Source organism: Puia dinghuensis (assembly GCF_014642875.1).
GTDB classification, from domain to species: Bacteria; Bacteroidota; Bacteroidia; order Chitinophagales; family Chitinophagaceae; genus Puia; species Puia dinghuensis.
Genome location: NZ_BMJC01000006.1, coordinates 139,272 through 162,007 on the forward strand (window position 1 = coordinate 139,272; position 22,736 = coordinate 162,007).

13 protein-coding genes are annotated in these 22,736 nt (G+C 53.3%); 3 read left to right on the top strand and 10 right to left on the bottom strand.

The window, feature by feature from the left end; all coding sequences use genetic code 11:
• Window positions 1-29: 29 nt before the first annotated feature.
• The 9 genes from IEY39_RS25770 to IEY39_RS25810 form a co-directional block, all read right to left on the bottom strand.
• Window positions 30-470, bottom strand: coding sequence for a VOC family protein (locus tag IEY39_RS25770; protein ID WP_188937133.1), 441 nt, complete (start codon window positions 468-470; stop codon window positions 30-32).
• An 85-nt stretch (window positions 471-555) separates the two neighbouring features.
• Window positions 556-4,812 carry a glycosyl hydrolase family 95 catalytic domain-containing protein gene (locus tag IEY39_RS25775; protein ID WP_188937134.1) on the bottom strand — a complete coding sequence of 1,419 codons (4,257 nt, stop codon included), beginning with the start codon at window positions 4,810-4,812 and terminating at the stop codon, window positions 556-558.
• 1 nt (window position 4,813) lies between these two features.
• Window positions 4,814-6,037: a DUF4998 domain-containing protein gene (locus IEY39_RS25780; RefSeq protein ID WP_188937136.1), complete on the bottom strand. Its 1,224-nt coding sequence runs from the start codon at window positions 6,035-6,037 to the stop codon at window positions 4,814-4,816.
• Entirely contained in the window at window positions 6,021-7,277 is a 1,257-nt protein-coding gene (locus IEY39_RS25785) for a DUF4959 domain-containing protein (protein WP_188937137.1), read from the bottom strand. The genes IEY39_RS25780 and IEY39_RS25785 overlap by 17 nt, the downstream gene beginning before the upstream one ends.
• A gap of 16 nt (window positions 7,278-7,293) precedes the next feature.
• On the bottom strand, window positions 7,294-9,213 hold the full coding sequence (locus IEY39_RS25790; RefSeq protein ID WP_188937139.1) for a RagB/SusD family nutrient uptake outer membrane protein: 1,920 nt from the start codon (window positions 9,211-9,213) through the stop codon (window positions 7,294-7,296).
• Window positions 9,214-9,217: 4 nt separating this feature from the next.
• Window positions 9,218-12,406: a SusC/RagA family TonB-linked outer membrane protein gene (locus IEY39_RS25795; protein ID WP_229689097.1), complete on the bottom strand. Its 3,189-nt coding sequence runs from the start codon at window positions 12,404-12,406 to the stop codon at window positions 9,218-9,220.
• Between the two features lie 111 nt (window positions 12,407-12,517).
• A complete protein-coding gene (locus IEY39_RS25800; protein WP_188937149.1) occupies window positions 12,518-16,552 on the bottom strand; it encodes an alpha-galactosidase in 4,035 nt (1,344 codons plus the stop codon).
• Between the two features lie 10 nt (window positions 16,553-16,562).
• Window positions 16,563-18,161, bottom strand: coding sequence for a solute:sodium symporter family transporter (locus IEY39_RS25805; protein ID WP_188937150.1), 1,599 nt, complete (start codon window positions 18,159-18,161; stop codon window positions 16,563-16,565).
• A gap of 1 nt (window position 18,162) precedes the next feature.
• On the bottom strand, window positions 18,163-19,179 hold the full coding sequence (locus tag IEY39_RS25810; protein WP_188937152.1) for a GntR family transcriptional regulator: 1,017 nt from the start codon (window positions 19,177-19,179) through the stop codon (window positions 18,163-18,165).
• Window positions 19,180-19,336: 157 nt separating this feature from the next.
• On the opposite strand from IEY39_RS25810, the gene IEY39_RS25815 reads away from it, so the two are divergent.
• From IEY39_RS25815 to IEY39_RS25825, 3 genes are all read left to right on the top strand, one after another.
• Window positions 19,337-20,281: an alpha/beta hydrolase gene (locus IEY39_RS25815; RefSeq protein ID WP_188937153.1), complete on the top strand. Its 945-nt coding sequence runs from the start codon at window positions 19,337-19,339 to the stop codon at window positions 20,279-20,281.
• Between the two features lie 214 nt (window positions 20,282-20,495).
• A complete protein-coding gene (locus IEY39_RS25820) occupies window positions 20,496-20,825 on the top strand; it encodes a hypothetical protein (RefSeq protein WP_188937154.1) in 330 nt (109 codons plus the stop codon).
• Between the two features lie 66 nt (window positions 20,826-20,891).
• Window positions 20,892-21,374, top strand: a complete 483-nt coding sequence (locus IEY39_RS25825; RefSeq protein ID WP_188937156.1) for a hypothetical protein — start codon at window positions 20,892-20,894, stop codon at window positions 21,372-21,374.
• Here IEY39_RS25825 and IEY39_RS25830 read toward each other — a convergent pair whose 3' ends face one another.
• On the bottom strand, window positions 21,375-22,721 hold the full coding sequence (locus tag IEY39_RS25830; RefSeq protein WP_188937161.1) for a carbohydrate porin: 1,347 nt from the start codon (window positions 22,719-22,721) through the stop codon (window positions 21,375-21,377).
• Window positions 22,722-22,736 lie beyond the last annotated feature (15 nt).

Below are 22,736 nucleotides of genomic sequence, written 5' to 3' on the forward strand. Positions count from 1 at the left end.
TAGCTTTTGATAGTAATAGAGGAGGATTATTATTGTTTTGGCTGATTGCAATTGAACATCCAGTGTATACCAAACTTATCGGTGCAGGAGCCAAAATAACCACCCCAGATCATATCGCCAAGGGGCATCCGCACTTTTCCTTCGTTGCTAAGCGCATCAAACAGACGTTTTGTCTCTTCCCGGGTATCGGGTTCCAGATTGATATGCACATTGTTGCCTGAGATGAGATTGAATCCCATCGACGCATCCGCATCGGTGCCCATCAATACATGTCCGCCCATAATGGGTAACTGTACATTCATGACGAGCTTTTTTTGTTCGGGGGCCAGGGGTCTTTGCGGATCGCCGGGAATATCCCCAAACCGCGTAATCCCGTTTCCGTTGAATTCGGTTTTGAAAACCGATTTGTAGAAGGTAAATGCTTCTTCCGTATTGCCGGGAAGGTTTAAATAAGTGCTTACTTGTGCCATGATTGAAAATTTTTGATGATGAAGAAAATGATTTGTTGAACGTTCATACATCAAAGATAGATCGGCGAGCACCCCCGGCTATGGTTCAAAAATTGGGTGAAATGGTAAATTTCACGTCGCGCGTGATGGCGGGCCAATCATCCGTCCTGAATGGCGCCGCCGGATACCCCTCCTTATTAAAAAGGTTGGCACTGCTGGCATCATCTGCCCAGCCGTACCGTACTGCCACCGGCTGAGGCACGTTGTCGGATGACAGCATTACGGTATTGCCTTCGATGACTGCAGCAGCTGGGTAGAAATGATGGTCAGCACCGGCCAGCTCGAACCCATGAAGGCTTGTGCCTTTGATGATAAAGCCGCCGCCAATTTCCGAAAAAGACACCTGCACCTTTCCCCCCACCATCGACACAGAACGATATACCGGACCGGACGCTACGCCCGGCAGTCCATAGGTCTGATGGAGCGCCAGCGCGGCCAGCCGTCTGCCGACATCCTGTTTGTCGGTCGGATGTATATCGTTAGGGTCGCCAATGTCGATGGTAACCGCCATTCCCGTATGTGGCAGAGCCCGGGCTACAGTCTGCGACTCGCGCAGCTCTGCCCATGTGCTCCCTTTATTACTATTTCCACTCGATGCCTTGAAACTGGTGAGCTGTACAAAATACAACGGGAATGCACCCTCGGCCCATTGATGACGCCAGTCCTCGATCAGCAACGGCATGGCCTTCCGATACTGCCATGCCCTCACCGCATTGTTCTCCCCCTGGTACCAGATAGCGCCTTTGATCCGAAACGATCTGATCGGATTGACCATCGCATTGAACAACAGTGACGGATAGCTGTTAGGCCCAAAGCCGCCATTCCCTGCAATCACCGACGCAACCTGGAAACTCCAGGCGCCGGAAAGTGACACTTTCACCGACCCGGCCGACAACCACAACTCGCTCTCTTCCCCATAGATACCTCCCCCGCCGCCGCCATCGGTCACCTTGACGGCAATCGTATTTTTGCCAGGGTGCAAAATGCCGGGCAGTATCTTGTATACGCGATGCATGTTATATCCATTGGTTCCGCCGACCCGGATGCCGTTGACATAGGTCTCGTCGTCATCGTCGATCATTCCAAGTGATAAAAGAGCCGTATCCATCCCGGGAAGATCCACCTCCTTCCGAAACCATACCACACCATCGAAGGCTGCGCCCAATTGCTGGTTGTCCCATAGACCGGGCAGCTGCATGGCCGGCCAATGCGAAGCGTCAAAGGAGGGGTCCTTCCACGACGCCACTGCAGCTGCATCAGGCAATCCGCCCTGCAGCCGGGTCACCAGCCGGGTCGACGCCGCACGATAAAGATCGCGCAATGAATCCAGCGTTATTATTGGAAGATGGGCCACCGCATCATGAAACTCCCGGCTGCTGTCCAGGCTTTTCCGGCTGATCCAGGATTCGATATCGGTGCCGCCCCAGGTGGTATTGATAAGACCGATGGGGATCTTGAGCGTTTTGTGCAACTCCCTGCCAAAAAAATAACCCACCGCCGTGAAAGGAGCAATGGTAGCCGGACTGCAATGTTCCCAATGCCCGCCTTTCACGTCTTCCTCCGGCCGGGCACTGATCGCCTTGTCGACAGAAAAAAGTCGGATGGCCGGATAGTCTGCATTCCTCAGCTCTTCATCGGCATTGTTCACCCGCGACCAGCCGGATACGGGAAATTCCATGTTGGATTGCCCGCTGCAAACCCACACATCCCCTACCAGGACATCCTTCAGCCTCACCGAATCCCACCGGCTGCTGATCTCCAGTGTATAGGGTCCACCATAAGCCATCGGCGACAACACCACCTTCCATGCGCCCTTGCTGTCGGCTACTGTTGTCCGTGACTGGCCGTGGAAGGATACCCGCACGGATTCACCGGCGCCTGCATGCCCCAGGATGGTCACAGGGGCATCCCGCTGCAATACCATGCCATCCCCGAAGATATGCGGCAGGGAGATCGCCGAAGTTGCCAGCCCGGGCGCAGCCGCGACACGCGTGATCGCGAGAGGGCCTGCCTGGACGGTTTGCAGTAACCCGTTGATCTTGATCTGAACGGGATGCGGGTAGTGGGAATAGAGGCGGTAGGAAATGATCTTGCCGGCTTTCCAGCTAAAGTCTACCACAACATTCCCGCGCGCCCTCAGGCCATGCACCTCTCCCGCCGCCTTCCATTCATCAGGGATGGCGGGTAAGAGGTTGATATAACCGGCGTGGCTTTGCAACAGCATCTCGGCAATACCCGCCTCCCCGCCAAAATTGGCGTCTATCTGAAAAGGGGGGCCCGCCGAGAAGAGGTTCGGGTAGATGCCGCCCCCTGCACCATAATTGATATTGGTAGCCATAGTGGGCCGCATCAGATCTTTAAACAGCTTGTAGGCACGGTTGCCATTATATAGTCTTGCCCACATCAGCATCTTATAAGCGATGGACCAGCCCGGCCCATCATCGCCGCGTATGTCAAGCGATTTCGCACAGGCCGCCGCCAGATCGGGTGTACTGTCGGGTGTTATGAGATTGGCGGGATAAAGTCCGTATAAATGGGATATATGCCGGTGATGCACATCCGTTTCAGCATAATCCTGCAGCCACTCCATCAATCGACCGTCAGACGCTACGCGGCCCGGCGGTGGCATCAGGGTCAGCTGCGAACGAAGCGTATCCCGGAATGCATTGTCCGTCTTTAATATCATTGAAGCCCGGATAACATTCCCATATAACTCCCGAACGATCTGGTTGTCGATGGTCGGCCCCATACAAATACTAGCCGACTGGCCGTTTGGCATTTTAAACCAATTTTCGGGCGACGAAGATGGCGAGGTCACCAGCCAGCCCGTCGCCGGGTCAGGGATCAGCATATCGTGATAAAACACAGCGGCGCCTTTCAGGACGGGATAGATGCGCCGCAGATAAGCCGTATCGCCGGTGAAAGCAAAATGCTGCCAGAGATTGTTGCATAGCCATCCCGAGCCTGCCTTGGTCGCGCCCCAGGAGGCGCTCTCCCCCGGCTCCGTAAAATGCCAGGGATTCGTGATCACATGCGCCACCCAGCCACCGGCATGGTAATAGGCTTTGGCCGTCCTTTCGCCATACGGTACCATCCCGGCCACCAGGTCGGCCAGCGGCAGATCGAGCTCGGACAGGTTGGCGACATCCACCGGCCAGTGATTCATCTCTACGTTGACATCGAGATGATAGTCTCCGTTCCAGGGAGTATGCACCTGGTTGGCCCATAGTCCTTGCAGGTTAGGTGGCAACAACCCCACACGGGTGCTGCTGATGGAGAGATAGCGCCCGAACTGAAAGAAAAGTGCGGCCAGGGCATTGTCCCCACCCGGATCGCGCTGGTATTCCTGCAAGCGGATGTCGGTTGGCAGATCGTCCCTGGAAGCAGCGCCCAGGTTGAGGGACACGCGTTTGAACAGGGCCTGGTAGCGGGCGATGTGCTGGCGGCGCATGTCGGTGTAAGGGGTTTGCACTGCCGCGGAGAGCAGGTGGTTGATGCGGTCGCGATGGTGGGGATCATTATAATCCGTCGCCATGGACACGTAAATGAGCAGCTGATCCGCATTTTTGACGACCACCGACAGGCCCTTCGCCTCCACAAAACCGCCCCTGGCCACAGCACGCGCCTTGGCCAGATAGCGCATGCCTCGCCCATCCGTCCCATTATCCAGCTCCCCTTCCATCTGTACCACATCACCGATGACGGCGACAGCCGACCGCTCGGGTCTGTTCATGGACAAGGAGCAGCTGATATGCCCCGGCTTGTCCGCACTGATGCGTATCACTCCAATATCGCCGGTGAAGGATGTAAAATATTCGCGGGTGTACCGCACGCCGTCTACTATGAAGGTGGTGGTGGCGATGGCGCTATCGAGGGACAAGCGCCTGCTGTAGCCAGCAGGGGCGCCGCCGGATGAAAATTCAATGGTCAGGTTACCCATCGTCTGGTAACATCCCCACTGTGCGCCACCCGAACCTGGCCCCTTGCAAATAAAGTTGGCATCCACCAGCTGCTGTGCTGAATCATTTTTTCCTTCGAACAACAGCTTCCGGATGGCAGGCAGACTCTTATACGCCTCATAATTGTTCGCATCCTGTGGCGACCCGCTCCATAGGGTGATATCGTTTAATACGATGGTCTCTTTGTTCACGCCTCCGTCAGGCATCATGCCCAATCGGCCGTTGCCCAGGGGCAATGAACCTTCCCAAACAGCGGCAGGCTTATCATACCATAAGGCCAGCGGCTGCCCGTCACAATGGGCAGCCGCCGCCAGTAAAGAAAAAAAGGCTAAGATATTCTTCATATTATTGCTTATACCAGAACGTCATCTGACTGAGGTTTATATAACCGGAATTATCCACATCACTGACGAACCGGACAATGAGGAACCGCACCGGAGGTGGGTTACTGTTCAACAAGGCATCGTATGGAGCGATCCCATCATCGGTGCGGGTAAAGTCTCCCAGTTCAGCCCATCCCTTAGCCGTCATATCCGCCTTCCACCCACTGTTACCCGGCAGCAGCGAGCTGATCGCTCCGGTCGTATCTGCGATGCCCCATACTTCAAACTCCTTGGGATTATGGCAGCAGTTGCGCCCTATTTCTTCTACTTTCACCAGGTTATTGTAAGTCGCTCCCATGTCCATCGTTATCGTCCCCGGCAAGGGCGGATTGCCGCTGCCGTCGGAATGGAAGATGTTCGGATAACCCTTTGGCGTCATCGTTCCATCCCATATCTGTGGCAGGGATGTACCGAATCCGGCTACGAGGTCATGCGGAAGGTTAACCGCCTTGAACAAGCTCTTGTTACACATGATGATCCGGTAGATGGACGGCACCGTATCGACATGGGTAGTGATGAAGGTGTCGATCGCCCCACGGACGGGAATATAGGAAGATTGGTAGACGACAGGGGTACCGTGATGATAATCGGTGATCAGGACGCTGTCCACGGCCGGTGGAAGCACCTTTTGTTCCGCATTCCCCTGCATGTTCGTGTAATTGATGGTCGTTGTGATATTGATGGTATCGGGCGCCACGAATTTCAGCACCAGGAAGCTGTCGCTGGTGTATATATAGGGTGTATCCCGGTTGATCGGTCTGTTGATCAGGCTGGCCTGGTAAATGCTGCCATACGCCCGGGCATTGTCAATTTCCGTCGAGATCGACTTGTTGCCTGCGTTGTCATAAGAATTGATAAAGAAGGTATAGGTATACTCCTGCAGCTTGCTGATGAGGCATTTGACCGTGTCTGCCGGATTATGGCTGGTAGCAGGCACTGTCAATGAATCCGCATAGTTATTCCAGTACACGACATATTTGGCTACGCTCGGGTCGGCGCTGGGGTGCCAGGTGAGTTCGAGCCGGTAATTACCGGGTAAAACCTGCGTCTGGTTAGCTGCGCCCGGATAAATGATCTCACTACCCGCGAGGAATTTCCGGAAATCCGTCGGCTTCTTCGAGCAGGCGGCTATCTGCAACAGCAGTATCAGGAATACATATACGCTTATCTTAGTTCGGGTTTCCATAAATTGTGATTTCGTTCATGTTAAAATAATTATCCGTACCGCCCATGGTCTGCAAGCATTCGAAGCGGATATAGCGCACTTTGGGCAGCGTAATGGACTCTGAGAAGTTGAACCCATTCAACCAGGTGGTGATATCCGCATTGGTGAGCGGATTATCCGCCGGCCGGGCCGGTGCATTGAAGACACCCAGGTTGATCCAGCCGCCGGGCGTCTTCTGTCCGAGCGCCGGCAACTGCGACGTATCGGAAGGCATCAACTCGTCCTGCGGCACATCCGCCCGCCCCCACATGATCCAGGTTTGGGGCGCCCCGGAAGTCCAGATGAATTCATTATTGCCGCCAACACGGTCCCACACCATATACCGGCTGAGTTTGGCCGTCACGCCCATATCGAAGGTGAACCAGGCCGGCCAGATATACGACTTGGCAGCACTCGGCAGAATAGGCTGCTGTGTGTTATAACAATATTCCCCATAGTTGCCGTCCCAGAGGTTCGTCAGGTTGAAATAGCCATTCTGGTAGGCGAGTACATCCGTTGGTAATACGTACGGCTTGAACAGGCTCTTGGGCAATGGTATCTCATACAGCGGGTTGATGGTCTGCCATAATGTATCCGATATATTGTTGTAGGGATCGATGACATAGAGCCCGAACTTCTTTGGCATGGTATCATACCCACGCAGGCTGTATTGAATGGCAAGATTGTTGGTGGTGTACTCGTTCTGGACGACGTCTTTGCCTGCGATGATCGAGTTCGGCAGCAGGGCTACGATGGTTACTGGCGATCGGGTCGAATCAGCGCCTGAGATAGCCACCCCCCCAAAATCGGGCTGCATCGCCAGCGTCCTGGCCACCAGTTGATACGGCGGTGTAAGCGGATGCACCGTCACCACCACCGGATCGGATTGAACGTTGGCCCGGGATACCACGTATAAGGTGACCTGGTAGTCCTGGCTCTGGGCAAAGCCCTGCACCGTAATACTGTCCGAATAATAAGATGATTTCGTCTGGCGGGTGGTGGTGTTATTGATCGGGTAGTTCGCTTGTACATACAGGATATTCTGCGAATTAGGCAGCGTATAGGTGATATAGGCGCCACCGTTGAAGTTCACAACCTTCACATTGGTTACCACCCCCGGCTTAGTCTTGTCTGTCGAGGCCGCCTCGTTGTAGTTGTCGCTTTTCTGGCAGGACAGCACCGCCAGCAGGCACAAAAACGGAATAAATTGTTTCAATGGCATATAATAAGTTTAGGAATTACCAATAAGGCGTCTGCACCAGGTTGGGATTGGTCAACAGATCGTATTGCTGGACGGGGAAGAGATAATCCCGCAACCCGAAAAACGGTTGAAAGGCCGTATGCAGGTTGTAATAAGCGCTCATGGTCTTTGCCTTATCCTGCACGGTCCAGCCGATGAAGGGGTTCGCCAGCACAGCCTGCAGTTCTTTCCATCGCCGGAGGTCCCACCCGGCCTGCCCTTCAAAGGCCAGCTCGATGCGTCTTTCCTGGTGGATGATCTGCCGCAGCCCGGTCTGCGTATTGGGTTTGCTCGGGTTATTCGAATACGTGGCCCATGCCTGTTGGACGCCCTGCAGTCCGACCCGTGCCCGCACCTTGTCTATCCATTGATAGACATCGGAACCCGGTCCCTCCACTTCATTGAGACATTCCGCATACAGCAGCCACAGCGACGGCAGCCGCATAAAAGGCCAGTAATAATTCTGTGAAGTAAATACGCTATTGGAAGATGCTGTCTGGTAGGGCACCAGTTTCCTTGGCCAGTAACCCGTGCTGTTGTAGCTGATCGGGTCGGCAGGGGAAGCATTGCCATTGACAGCGTTGATAACATTGGGATTATTATCATCCGTGTTCCCATAGCCGAACCAGTTGCTGCCGTCGAAGGCGATGTCGGCGTAATAACGCGCCTCGCGGTTGAGGTTACCCTTGTTGGTGTTATACCCTTTCGACACATAATATTGGTTGGCGGCGTCTCCCTGTACCACCGTATAGCGGTTGGAATAATCAAAGGTCTTGTCTTCGTTGATGGGCACCCCATTATTGGAGTAGAAGATCTCGGTCTCCCCCATCGGCACGGAGAAATTCGACCAGAAATCGTACACGGTCGTCGCATCCGTCGTCACCCGCGGACAAGCCTGTATCTGGTAGCCGAAAGTCGTATTGGTCGTCCAGATCTGTTCGGTATTCCAACTACTGTTCAAAGCCCCCTGGATGGTAAGCAACAGCTTCGTCGAATCGCTCATATGCTTCAGGCCGGATTGAGGGACGAACTGATACAAGGCGGCGCCATTGGCGGTTGCCGCATCGATGGCCGCCTTACAGGCAGCGGCCGCAGTTTGCCACTTCGTAGCAACGGCAGCAGCGGACCAGAGCGGGGTCCCGTCTACGCCCTTCACTCCCGCATAATCGGGGTTGCCGTTGAATAAGGGACTGGCCTGGGTGGTCAGCACCTCCGCCTTTACGGCCAGGGCGATCGCCTGGGTGATCCGGCCGTCTTCGGTGATGGTATTCTGGATAGAAGGTGGCAGATCGGGAATGGCCTGGTTAATGAGTCCGACCACATAGTTGAAACAGGAGTCCACCGACTGCTGCTTTTGACGTACCGCGGTGGTCGACGCATTCACGGGAAGGGCTACGTCGGCTATCGGGATAGGCCCATACATCCGGATGAGCCAGTAGTGATAATAGGCTTTCAGGAATTTGGCCTCGGCGATCCACCGCTTCTTATTATCCGCCGTCAGATCGAGCGGGAGGTTGACATTGGCCAGGAAGGTATTACACCACCGGATAGCCTGCCACAGGTTAAGGCCCTGGTTATACCCGTCCCAGTAATTCATCAGCGGGTTCGGTACATTCTGTTCGCCAAGCAACAGGTTAAAACCGGCATCCTGCCCCGAACCGCGCAGACTGGCATTGCTGGGCAGGTCGGTGGGGATAATGACCTCGCCCGATGCTGTAAACCCGGGGTTGCGGCAGACATCCCCCAGCTGTTGCAGGCTGGAGTAACAGTTGCCTATCAGGTAGGCTTCCGTCTCGTTGGAATTGGCAAAGCTGCTGTTGAGGGTAGCTACGTCATCCGGTACGACATTCAGGTACTTCTTACAGGACACAGCCCCAAGCAGCAAGGTGACGAGCGATATTTTGATGAGAATCTTCATTACTTTAAAAGTTAAGGTTAAGACCTACATTGAATACCCGCTGGATGGGGTAACCGAAACCTTGTCCGGCCATCTCAGGGTCCCAAAGCTTGAATTTGCTAAAGGTGAGCAGGTTGAGTCCATTGACGTAGAACCGGGCATTCTGCATGTATGCTTTCTTGATCCATTTCGCCGGAAGGGAATACCCTACTTCGGCGGATTTCAGGCGCATAAAGCTGCCGTCCCGCATCCACCAGGTGCTCGTCTGTTCATTGTTCAGGTTTTCATATGTCGAGAGCCGGGGATACAAGGCATAGAGATTCTGATTTTCCTCGGACCAGTGGTTGTCGGCATACGCCTTCAGCAACTGCGCATTGTTTATGAAAGGTGCGGTGCCGTAAATTCCGTTGTACACATCTATCTTGGAAGAGGGATTGATAAAGAAGGACTCGCGTGCCAATCCCTGGAAGAACATGCTCAGGTCGATGTGTTTGTATTGCATGGAAAAACCGAAGCCATAGATGATCTGCGGGGTCTGCGGCAGGCCGATGGGCACCTGGTCATTGCCATCGATGACGCCGTCATGGTTCACGTCGCGGTATTTGATGTCGCCCCCCTGCGGCAATGGAGCATTACCGAAGTTCTGCTGGGGCGCATTGAGAGCCTCTTTGTTATCCACGAAAAGCCGTTCGGCGATATAACCAAAAGGCTGGCCGATAGGCTGGCCTTTCCGGAACTCATAGGAGTCCGGATATTGCGGCTCCTCAGTGTAGACGACCTTGTTCCTTGTGGCCGTGAGATTACCCATTACCTGGAGGGTAAAATCCTTGGTGAGCGCCTTATTATAGTTGACGTTCAGGTCGATACCCTCCGCTGTGTTGATGCCTAGGTTGGCCTGCAGGTTGTTCGCCGCGGAATTCTCGATGCCCACCGACACCGGGATATACCCGCGGGGGATCAGGACATCATAGCGGTATTCATGATAGATCTCGGCCGTGATGTTTAAACTCTTGAAGAAGGTAGCTTCTACACCCAGGTTAGCCTTTCTCGATCGCTCCCAGGTGACATCCGGGTTCGGGTAAGCCTGGATGGTAGTACCATACAGCGTGAACCCGTTGCTGCTACCGAAACTGGCACGGGGGCCATACCCATTATCCGGCGTCACGCTCGACAGGTAGAAGAACCGCTGGTTGCCGATGTTATCGTTACCTACGAGGCCATAGCTGCCCCTGATCTTTAGGCGTGTGAGGATGTTGGCTACCCCACCCTGCCAGAACTTTTCGTTCGACACGATCCAGCCGGCGCCGATGGTGGGAAAGAAGCCATACCGGTGGTTGGGTGCAAACCGTTCGCTGCCGTTGTACCCGAAGTTGCCCTCGACAAAATACCGGCTGTCGAAGGAATAGGAGGCGCGGCCCGAGACGCCGAGGTTCCGGTAGGGAAGGCTGCTCAACAGATCGGATGCATCCCCGTATTGCGTCTGCTCCCTTGTCCCGATGACTGTCGCGCTTACCGCATGCTTGCCGAAATGCCGGTCGTAATCGATGGTTCCCTGCAGGTAGAGAAAGGTATATACCGTCTTCGTCCCCGGATTGTAGCTGAGAAACTCCTGTGCCTGTCCCGGCTGGTTGTTGAGCCAGTTCAGCGTATAGGCATTGGTCCGCGGGTCGGAGGTGGCGATGGAATAGTAGAAAGGTTTGTAACTCCGGGTGAGGTCGAAATAGGAATACCGGTTGGTACTGAAGATGCCATGGAATTTCAATCCCGGGATCAGGTCGATCCGCTGCGTCAGTTCGAACTGCGCCGACATCCGGGACTCGGAAAAGGTCTTGTAACCATACATCAGATCGGCATATGGATTATCGAGATAGTTACCATTGACATTGGTATTATTGCCGAAAAGAATGTGGTGCGTCAGCAGGTTGGCGCTATCGGGGGGATAGTAAGGTGCGAAAGCCACGGGGTTGGCATGCAGCGCTTTTATATACAAGTCCGTGGCGAGACCATCCGAACTACTCGTGATGGGGCCTGTGTAGTCATTGAAATTCCCCCACAGTCTTACTTCTGCTTCGGTGGTCTTGGTGAGGGTGAGATTGATATTGGCCCTCAGTTGGTAATTCTCATACTTCATGCCCGAATTGAAATTGTTCACCGGGTTCACCTGCAGTATGCCGTTATCGCGCGAATAAGAGCCGGCCATATAGTACTTTGCGAAGGGCGACCCGCCACTCGCGCTGAAGTTTGCCCGGTCGGTGGTAGTATGGCCCATGAAAAGCGTGCTCATCCAGTCGACCGCAGGGTGTAAATAGGGACTGCTGCCGGGCTGATGCGTCCATGTCTGGTTGGTGTTGTAGATACTGTCGGGTGAATACGGCGCCGTGTTCAACGGGTTGCGCGTTGTCACAGCCTCATTGTAGAATTTCATGTAGGAGACGGGGTCGGCCAGTTGTATCTTCTTTGTCGGCGATTGCACCGAGCTCTCTACCCGGATATTGATCCGCGCCTTGCCGATCTTCCCGTCCTTGGTGGTGATAAGAATAACGCCATTGGCGCCTCGGGCGCCATACAAAGCCGCAGCGCTGGCATCCTTCAGGATGGAGAAACTCGCAATGTCATCCACCTGCAACCGCGCAAGATCGTTCGCACTCAGCTCGATATTGTCTACCAATATCAACGGGCTGGCGCTATAGCCAAGAGTGGTGACGCCGCGGATGAAGAAGTTGGAATTGTCGAGACCGGGCTGGCCTGCACGTTGAAATGAAATAAGCCCCGCCACCCTTCCGGCGAGAGCATTGGTGAGATTACTGGCGGGGATCTTCAGGTCTTCCGGGTTCACCGACGTGACGCTGCCGACCACGGCCTCTTTCCGCTCTTTGCGGCCATATGCCGTTACCACCACCTCTTCCCCTGTATTGGCGGCGGGCCGCATGCGGATAGTCACCGTATGGGTTTCCTCGGTAACTGTGACATCCTGGTCGATAAAACCCACGTAGGAGAACTTCAACACGGCGTGTGGCGGCACATCCAGCACAAATTTGCCATGGATGTCGGTATTCGTACCGATGTTCTTTTTGCCGGCGATGACGACGCTCACGCCCGCCATTTCTTTTCCCAGGGAATCCACGACCGTACCCGTGATCGTAATCGGCTTTTGCGCAAAGAGCGGGTGCGCACCCAAGAGAAGAACAAATAACCCAATAAGAGCTTTAACCATAAATGGCCCGCAATCGCATTTCATATTCATAAGCAAGTAATATTTGATAAATGGCTGTCTCTACTGTACTATACTATACTATTCTACAAATATAGAGATTCCCCCGCCTTTTCAAAATATTTTAACAAAAATCTCTGCATCATTTCCATCCACTTTCACTTTCAATTGACCGCCATCCGATTGTACCGTCTGCCCGCCAAAAATTCCCCTGGCCTTCCTCATCCCCGAAACAGGAATACTGAAGTCCTTTGGGCTATTCTCAAAATTGACTACAGCCACATACACCTTCTCATCCTCGTTCTTCTCAAACACCTCTACGCCCCGGTTGCCGGTATTGGCAAACACCGGCCGCCAGGCTTTACCTCTTCCCACCACCGAAAGAACATCCCGCCTTTGCAACAGCTGCCGCGCCGTAGCCCGCCACTTGCCGGCGGCGGAATAATCATCCCCCGTCATCAGTGTGCCCGTCACTAAGGAAGACACGAGCCTCGCCCGGTTCATACCCGCCGGCGCATTGGTGAAGACGACATGATCGGCATCGACGAAATTGTATAGGCCGCTCTGCCACCAGCCATAGCCTGTGCTGTTTAATGTATATTCTGTATTGTCGATGGCGCTGAAGGCGTCGCAGGCGATGCGTCGCATATGGACATACCGCGCGGTGGCGATATTGGGACAAATTGCCGAATAGACCAGCATCTGCCCGCCGAGCACACTGTCGACAAATGCCATTCCCTTGCTGAAGGCTTGCATCCCGGTGGTGACGGTGGGATCATAAAAATGATCGGCCTCCAATGCTCCATGGCCCAAAAAATCTATCTTGATCATCTCAAAACCCAATTGCTTCAGCCGGGTAAGAACGGCGACGATGCGGTCGCGCGTTCCCGGATTCGTTGGGTCCATTGCCCTGCCACCATCCACGTCCATCACATGCCCGTTTTGCCGGGTCCAGGTTTCGGGATAACTGTGCGTTGAACCTTCTATCTTTCTATCGGATTTGCCCCAGTCGGCAAAAGGCGTCCAGTATATCCCGGGCCGGAAGCCTTTCTGGTGACAGTAGGTGATAAAAGTGTCCAGTTGGGAGGCGTTGACTAGTACGCCGCCGGGCGTCATATTATCCCAGAAAGCGTCCAGGTCGACAAATAACGTACGTTCGCCGTTTCGGAAACCCTTGCAGCTATCAGCGAAGAAATCGACCACGCCCTTTGCCTTCGCTAACGTCAGCTTATCCTGGATAGCCCCCCAGCTGTTCCACCCCATCGGTGTGGGTCTGTTCCAGTTGAAGATGACCTTCGGCGCAGCGAGGCTGTCCAGGTGAGCATAGGTCTCCATGCCCGTGCGCCAGTCGTCGAAATCGCCGATGAATACCTTTGCTCCCCGGCAAACCCCACCAACCGGACTAACTGTCCCATGCCCGATCTTGTCATGGGTGAGGACGGAATCTGTCCAGCCATTAGACACACTCAACGCTGAGAGCGTCGTATCATCGCTGCCTTGTACGCTTATTCCCGTTTTCCAGGTGTCCTGTTCCAGGCTGCCGATGACCAATCCCTGCCTGGTCGCGTCATTGTACAAGGCGGTGACTTCGCTGCCCGTGAAATCCGCTGTACCCATCGGCGCTGCATTGTATCGCACCCACATATCATTGTCGAAGGGTACGAACAAGGCGCGGTTACCTTTAGTGGCGACGTGGTCCGCCACCAATGGTGACATATAGTTGCAGCCTGCATCGGTTTTCAGTTGCACCTCGGTGATAAAATAGTCCTTTCCGGGGAATACGTAGAACAATTGCTGCATCGGGCCATGTGTAATGGTATAGACATTTCCTTCTGCCAACCAGGTAAGCCCTCCATAGTTGCGGCTGTCATATACCTCTTTTCCTTTACATAGGGCATAGGCCTGATCGATTACCAGCCTGCCATGAAAAAACACCGAATAAGTGCCTCTGGTCTTTTCGATAATGATCTTGTTATCCTTTCCAAACGGAATGGTCACCGGCGCAGTATCCACCGGCGTCAGTTCGATCACCTCGCTGCTCATTGCCGTCTTCCCGGAGACATGCAGGCCAACCGTCATCAGATATTCACCGGTGAAAGACCGATTGTTCTCCGGCAAATGGGAAACCGTACCGGGGTATAGATTGGTTTCCCTGACAACATATGTTTTCCGGGGATCGAGCCCCTGCAGGCGCACAGGAGTCCAGTTGGTGCCGTATGGCGGATGCAGGTTGTAGGCAAACACCACAGCATGATCCTTACTGCTGTCGGCATAGAGCACCACCGCCCTGTCGTTGTTATAGGGATCCACCAGCCGGTATTGATCACCCTGCCAGACCAAGCCGCTGAGCCGCTTATAATTTCGGACGGCCTCCTGGCTGAAAGCAAGATCTTTACCCGATAGCCGCGCAATATCCAGGTCATACCCCATCCTGCCCATCATCGCCACGTCGGTCTTGAATTTGAGGGACTGATTGCCCCAGGAGGTAATATGACAGGCGATGGTTTTGGCAGGAAAGAAATAGGAATATCCCCATTGCATAAAGATGCGTTCTATTGCATCTGTATTGTCGCTGGGCCAGAACTCGGTAAAATATCGCAAAGCGCCATAATCGGTGCGTCCCCCGCCCCCGGAACACAACATCATCGGCAGCGCCGGATATTTTGCCCGCAGCCTGGCCAATACGGCATAAAGGCCTTGCACATAACCGATGAACACGGAGGATTGATCGGCGCCGGCATAAGGGGAATAGGTATTGGTCATCATCCGGTTGCAGTCCCATTTGAGAAAGGCTATACCCGGATTGCGTGTCAGCATGTCGTCCACGGTCTTGTACACGAAATCCTGCACGGCTGGGTTCAGCAGGTCGAGCACTAATTGGTTTCGAAAGTAATCCTCCGGCCGGTTGGGCAATTTCAATATCCAGTCAGGATGCTTTTCGTATAATTCGCTTTTAGGGTTGACCATCTCCGGCTCTATCCAGATGCCGAATTTTACCCCTTTTTCATTCGCGCTCTTCACCAGGTGTCCAATGCCATCCGGCAGCTTGGCCGTATTCTCCTGCCAGTCGCCCAGACCTGCATGGTCATCGTTGCGCGGATACTTGTTGCCGAACCAGCCGTCATCCAGCAGGAATAGATCGACACCGAGGAGTTTTGCCTGATCAAAGAGGCTGTCCAGCTTCTTTTCATTAAAGTCGAATTGGGTCGCCTCCCAGTTGTTCAACAGGGTATACCGGGGGCCATTTCCGTCCAATACCCGGTGATTCCTGGCCCAGCGGTGCAGGTTGCGGCTGGCCGCGCCTTTCCCTTCGTCGGAATAAGTAAAAATAAATTCGGGGGTGGTAAACCGCTTACCTGGCGCCAGCCATTCATCGGAAGCATAGGGGTTGATGCCGGAAATAACATTCAACCGGTTCTCATTGTCCATCTCGAACAGGAACTGGAAATTGCCTGACCACGCCAGCGTTGCTGCGATGAGCTCCCCGGTAGTTTCGGTAGCAGGTGCGTTGAGCGAAAGAAAGAAAGCCGGCGTCTGATACATATCGGCACGGGAACCCAGCCGGGTGTCGATGATCTTTATCCCACTGGTGAGCCTGCTCTCCTGCATCTTCATCTCTTCCGCCCAGTCGCCATGAAACTGGGTAAGCCAATAACTGTCTGCGTTAAAATGCAGCATCGAAGAGGCAAAATTATACAGATGCACCGATTTGCTTTCCGAATGCGTGATCTCCGTCCAGGTGGTAATAACGTCTTCCCGGTAGAAAGCCGAAAAGCAGAGCTCCACTGTAACTGGGTATACCGGGTCTTTTAAGGTGATGCGGGTGATGGTATTGCCGGCGTCCACTATCTGCGTGGTTGTATTGGCCACCACAAAGTCGAGGGAAGGGTTTCCATCGGCATGGACCATCCTCATCGCCGGGGCAAACAGGTTATGACCGCCCGCCGCCTGATAGCTTTCTATGGCTTCGGAAGCAGGCAAGCTTTCCGTCGAAGCCGGGGATAGCTTTTTTCCAAAATACGACTGATACAATTTTTGATCGGCGCCAACGGTGAAGATAAGGCTCGAATGCTCCGTTTGGACAGCAATTTGCTTTTGTGCACACAGTGTGACAGGCCACAGTAACAGCAATAAGAAGTAATGTTTCATGTATGGAGATTTAATGGGCGATACCCATCGGTGAAAACAAAATGAACATGGCGACCATCAGGATCAAGAGTATGGAGAAAGCCCACCACCGGTTCTTCCATGGCTGGAGAGGCACCACAGCCGTAGTAAGCATCTTAAACGGGGCATCCTTTGGCCGGAACCGGCCAATGATCAGCATCAGCGCCACCGTCAGCACAAACAGGATGGCGAGTACATGCAGATGGTTGAGCCCGGTTGGAAAGACAAATTGTGTCAGAACATAGGAGACAATAAAAAATATCAGCCCCACTTTGGCGGCGATGGCCGGAACCTTCTTCGTCAGCAGGCCGACTGTCATGACGGTAAATACCGGTACGCTAAAAAAGCTTGAAACCTTTTGCAGGTAAAAATAGAAGCCGCCCTGCACAAACAGGATATAGGGGGAAAAACAAACTCCCGCCACAATGACCAGCAGTTGAAAACTCTTTCCCGCCCAGAGCATCCGCCGGTCGTCAACCCGGCCCTTATAGCGCTCGGCCCAGGGCCTGTAGAGGTTGATCACGAACAGCGTTCCGAGGCTGTTGATCCCCGCATTGAAGGTGCTCAAAGCCCCGCCAAAGACAATGGCCGCGATGAAACCCGCTAACACCGGTGGCAGGATGTCACCCACCAGCCTGGGGAAAACGGCTGCCGTATTATCAAGATGCGTGTAAAGATGCACGGCGATGAGACCGGGGACATTGAGCAGCAGCGGCGCGGTGAGCTTGCCTACACAAGCCAGCGAAATGCCCTTCTGCCCTGCCGCGAGGCTCTTCGACGCCAAAGCTTCCTGTACGATATACTGCTCCATCCCCCAGTAATAGAGATTGATCAGCAGCATTCCTGTAAACATGGTGCTCAGTGGCCATGCGTCATGTGGTCGCCCAATGGCGTTCAGGTGATCCTGGTGCGCGTGCAACAGCCGTTCGATGCCTGCAGTGACGTGCCCGCCACCAAGCCGGCGGAAGCCGAACCAGGCAATGAACACCGCCCCGGCCAGCATGCCGACCCCCTGGATAATGTCGGAAATGACAATAACCTTGAATCCGCCCAGGACGGAATACAGCGCTCCGATGAGGCCGAGAAAACAGACCAGCAGTCTTATCGCTACAAAATAAGAGAGCCCAAACTGCTGGTCGATATGAAAAATGCCGTTGATCGCCACGGCACAGCCATACAGCACCGACGGTATCAGGTTGATCATGTAGCTCAACAGGAAGATAACGGACACCATCATCTTTGTCTGGCGGTCGAATCGCAGCTGCAGGAAATCCGGTGTAGTGACGGCGCCGATGCGCAGATAGACGGGCATCAGGAACTCGGCTACCACCAACATGGCGAAAACCGAACTCATCCCCCATGCCATGACGGACATATTCGTCGTGTACACGAATTCATTCTCGCCAATGAATTGATTGGCGCTCATGTTGGTCAGAAAAAGCGAACACCCGATCATCCAAAAACCGAGACTCCGGTTTCCCAGGAAAAACGCGAGGGAGGTACGCCTGCTCACCTTCCTGCTCTTATAGATGGCTACTAATCCTGCGCAGGCCACAAAGGCAAGGAAGCTCAGGAAGATGGTTTTGTTCATGTTACAAAGATTGCCGCCTGATGAGGACGGTGGGGATCACCTCCTGTATCTTTTTTCTTGTCCGCACAAAATCAGCGGCCTTTTCGGCCATTTTCTTAAAGTCAGTAGAATAGGTGGTAATGCCGTTGCAAATGATCTCTTTCACCACATCGTCATTGTGAGAAAGGATGCCCACATCCTTGCCGATCACGAATTTTTTGGAGATGCAGTCCTTGAGCATGGCCCACAGCTCAGTGTTATTGATGGTAAAATAGACCTTCCCCTTCTCAATAGAACCCGGGAGATATTCGGTGCGGATCACACCCTTGACCTTACAGTCATGGACGAATTTCTTGTAGGCATTGAGGATCTCCACCGGCGTATCCGTGGAAGGGCGATAGTAATAGACCATCTCCTTGTACCGGCCGATCACCTCTTTCAACGCAACAAAGGCCTTATACGAGGATTTCTCGAACTCCTGCACCACGTAGGAATAATCCCCCGGGATGGGTTCGTACCGGTCGACCATCAGAAACTTGTTCATCGGCAGCGTCGACAGGATACCGGCCGTGCGCTTATGCGGAATAGGCGCCACTACGTACATCCCGTATTTTCCCCTCACGGTGGAAATGATGTTCTCAAAAACGATGATATTGTTGTGGTGAAAGAACACGTCGATGTGCACATCCTTTCCGACGCGACTGCTGAATGTCTTATAGAACAACTCCTGGAAGCTGTCAAAAGCAAAGATGATCAGCGCCAGCTTCAGTGTCTGCGTGGTATCCTCGTTGGCAACATAAAATCCGATGCGGTTCTTCGACTCCACGATACCCCGGCTCATCAACTCTTTGTACCCTCGGGCGATGGTCTCCCGCGCAAACCCCAGCTCCTTCATCAGGCTGTTGACGGAAGGCAGCATATCTCCTTTGGAAAGCAATTTGTCATTGATGGCATTGATGAAGCCCATTACAAATTGTTCATGCTTGGAAAGCCCCTGAATATGCTCTAACTCCCTGATCTGTTGATAAACATCTTGCATCGTTAGTCTTTTGGTCGAATAAAAATAAAGAAACTATTCTGTACTATTCTATTCTACATAAAAATATTTTTTGGGAGGGTTTTGTCAGGCAGCCAATAACATCATACTTCATTGCCGGCTGAAATATCACTTATAAAATCGTCAAACCTTTGTACAAATGACACCTTACGATACTATCAAAACAGAAAGCCGCATCAAGGAATTAAAGATCGCCATTTTGCACCTCCGGCCGGAGGTTTTATCGGGCAGGCCGCCGGTGCTGTTTATCCATGGGGCGTCTTTTCCCTCATCGCTCGCCTTTGGTTTCAGGATGAGCGGTTACTCCTGGATGGACGAATTGTCGGCAAACGGGATTGAATCATTCGCCCTTGATTTTTTAGGTTATGGTAATTCCGACCGGTATCCGGAAATGTATAACAGCTCACCGGCGGGTAGTCCGGCGGGACGGGCAATGGATGCTTACAAAGACATCGACTCTGCGGTGAATGTTGTTATTGGGAAAACAGGGTTTAAAAAAATAGACCTGGTGGCTCACTCCTGGGGCGCATCGGTGGCCATGCTTTATGCATCGAGATTTCCGGAGAAGATAAACAAGCTGGTTTTATTCGCGCCAATAACGACGCGAAACGGCTCGGGGATCGCGCAGCAGATCGGGTCGGTCTACGAAGAAATGACCCCGCAGACCCGCGTCGGCCAAATGGATGTACTTACACCTTCCGCCTTCCGGCCGTTTTTGGAAAAGGAGCTGGACAGCAGCTGGAAACAAAACTGGCTGCAATCCGATCCGTTGGCTGCAAGAGGCGGGGGAAATGTGCGTTTCCCCGCAGGCCCGGCACAGGATGTTGAAGACCTGCAGCATGGACAGGCCTATTACACACCCGCGTTGATAAGGGCGCCTGTTTTGATCATCCGGGGGGAATGGGACGCCTACCCATCCAACGAGGACGCCGGCCGCCTTTTTGAGCAGCTTACTAATGCTCCGTCGAAAAAATATGTAGTGGTGGAGAAGGGTTCGCATGTCCTGCATCTCGAAAAGAACCGATCGAAATTGTACCGGGAAGTGCTGAACTTTCTCTCAAAAAAAAACCGCCCCGGCTTTTAACCCGGAGCGGTCATTTCATTGAAGCGGATTTTTCTACCCGGCCTTACGGGGCCAGTAGTTTCGAACCCGTTTCATTGCGTGAACTATTATAAAAGTAGAATTTTTTTGTCTCAAATAACCGCGTGTTTAAAAAAAATTGCCCGGGCCTGGCATTGTACTTCTCAAATAAATTCACTATATTCTTTCAAAAAGGGCAAAACTGTATATTTGCCGCATGAAGGTGTTGTTTTCGCTGTTGGCCTTGTACATTCTCGTTCTCGCCGGCATCCCCTGCCAGGCGGATGACGATTGCTGTACAGCCACGATCGCAGCGGGTTCAGCGTCTTCTCAGCCTGCTAATACCCGCCGGCAGGCTGATCATCCATCTCCCTGTTCGCCCTTCTTCGCCTGCGGCTGCTGTCACGGCTTTGTGGTACCGCAAGCCCTTGTATGCCTCCCGAAAAGCCAACCGGTGCAGCAGCTGCAGCAGGCCTTCTACAGACCCCAGCCGCTTCCCGATTTTTACGCCCCAATCTGGCAGCCGCCAAAGACCGCCCGGTCGTGATCACCTTCGTCCGGGGGCCCCGGCCTCCTTTCATCTATTCCCGCACCTTTTTTCAATCGCATCAGCATGAAACAAGCCATCGGCTTTGTCCTGGCGCTATGCCTGTCCACCACGTCGGCCAATTGTCAGGATCGTGAACCTGTTATTGGAGAACTCGGAGGATCTGTAAGTAAAAGCCTCAAAGACGGCTCTTCGGGTTATGGACCTTCGATTGGCATTGAATTTACACCTATAAAAGAATGGTTAGAGGTTGAAATGGATGTGACCCCATTGATGGGCAGTCATTCAACGGATTGGACTTTTGACGTCCTTTTCAAAAAACCTTTTACCATATCACGGAAAATCGAGTTTATGGCAGGTCTTGGCCCGGAGCTGTCTTACTCAAAAACAGACAATACTGTATTTGGATTAGAAATAGCAGCAGATGTTATGTACTGGCCATTCAAAAGAATTGGTTTTTTCATAGAACCAGCCTATGACATTGATTTTGCGAAGGGTAATAACCAATCTATTGGGGTAAGCGGCGGGTTGCTTATTCCGTTTAAATAGTTAGAGCTCGATGTGTCCTCTTACCGCAAATACATGGACAGGGCCGCCCCTGTCCTTATTATAGCCCGGGTTATGGACGAACTGATAGTCGAAGGACGCCCAGAATGACTTCGTGAGGCGGGCGCTGTAATAGGTCTCCAGGATCGCTTCGTGTCCATAGTTGAGGTTGCCGTCGCCGATGATAAAACCATAGCCGCCGGCTTTCAGATAAGCGCGGTGATCGGCCGAGATAGCATTCAGCAGCCCCGCTATACCGAACACATCGAAGTCTCTCTTCCAGGTGGTCCCCTTCAGGGAAAGCCCCGCAGACACCGTCTGGTCGATCTCGGTAAAAGCCCAGGTGACATGTTTACCGTCGTTCCACCCCAGTCGGGCAAAGAAACCCAGATCGCGCGTGAGTTCCTGCTCCATGTTAAGACAGACACCCGTTTTGTTGCCGCCAAAGGCATTGCCCCTGGCATTACCCTGTATCACCAACAGCAAGGCGCTGTCCCCCGTCTTCAATGCAGCCAGGCCTTGCTGGTAGGAAGGGGCCCTGGATGCAGTGTAGCTCACCAAAAGCGAGATGCTCCCCTGATGGTTGCGCGCCATAAACTTCCGGGTGACCTCTGCCGTCTCGGAATGCGCCTTCCCAAAACGATATTCCATATCCGAATGGTTGGCGATCACCGGCACCTCGACACTTGACACCCGCGCCTCCCATTTGGGTTGGATCAGTTCTACCACCAGCCCTGCCGTATAACCTTTTGTATTGGCGGGATAGTCCCATGCGCCGTTGCTCATGATGCCCCAATTGAGGAATTGCGTCCGCGGGTCGTGGCTATAGCTGTTCCCGTCGAAAAAATCGGACATGGAGAATTTCCCGGCGGTGATGACGAGCCTCCTGGTGGGGAGATTTCCGTCCAACTGATTGATTTCATCGTCTGCCTGTTCATAGCTGGGGTGACCCAGCGGGAACCACTGCTGAAAGTAGCCTCTGGCGACGGCTATGACGGGCGCGGGATAACCGATGCGATACGTCTCTCCATTCAACGCTCCCGCGACCCCAACGGAGTAACTCAATCCCTGGCCACCGGACAGTTCGGGGTTGAAATATAGCGCGCCGCCTCTCCACAATCGCCGGCCAAAAAATAAGGTGGTCGTTATGCTCGTAGCCCCCGTCTCCACGGTGTCAGCGAGGCTGTTCATCCCGCTATAGGCGGCTTTAAAGCCGGAATGGCTTTGGTTGACAACGGTCAGTTGAAAATGATAACTCCAATTGCTTTGATTGCTGCTATCGGGTGATTGGGCAAAGATCAACTGCGATGTTAACAATAATAAGACCAAACAAGCAAATCCTCGTGTCATAATTAGTTAGTTTTC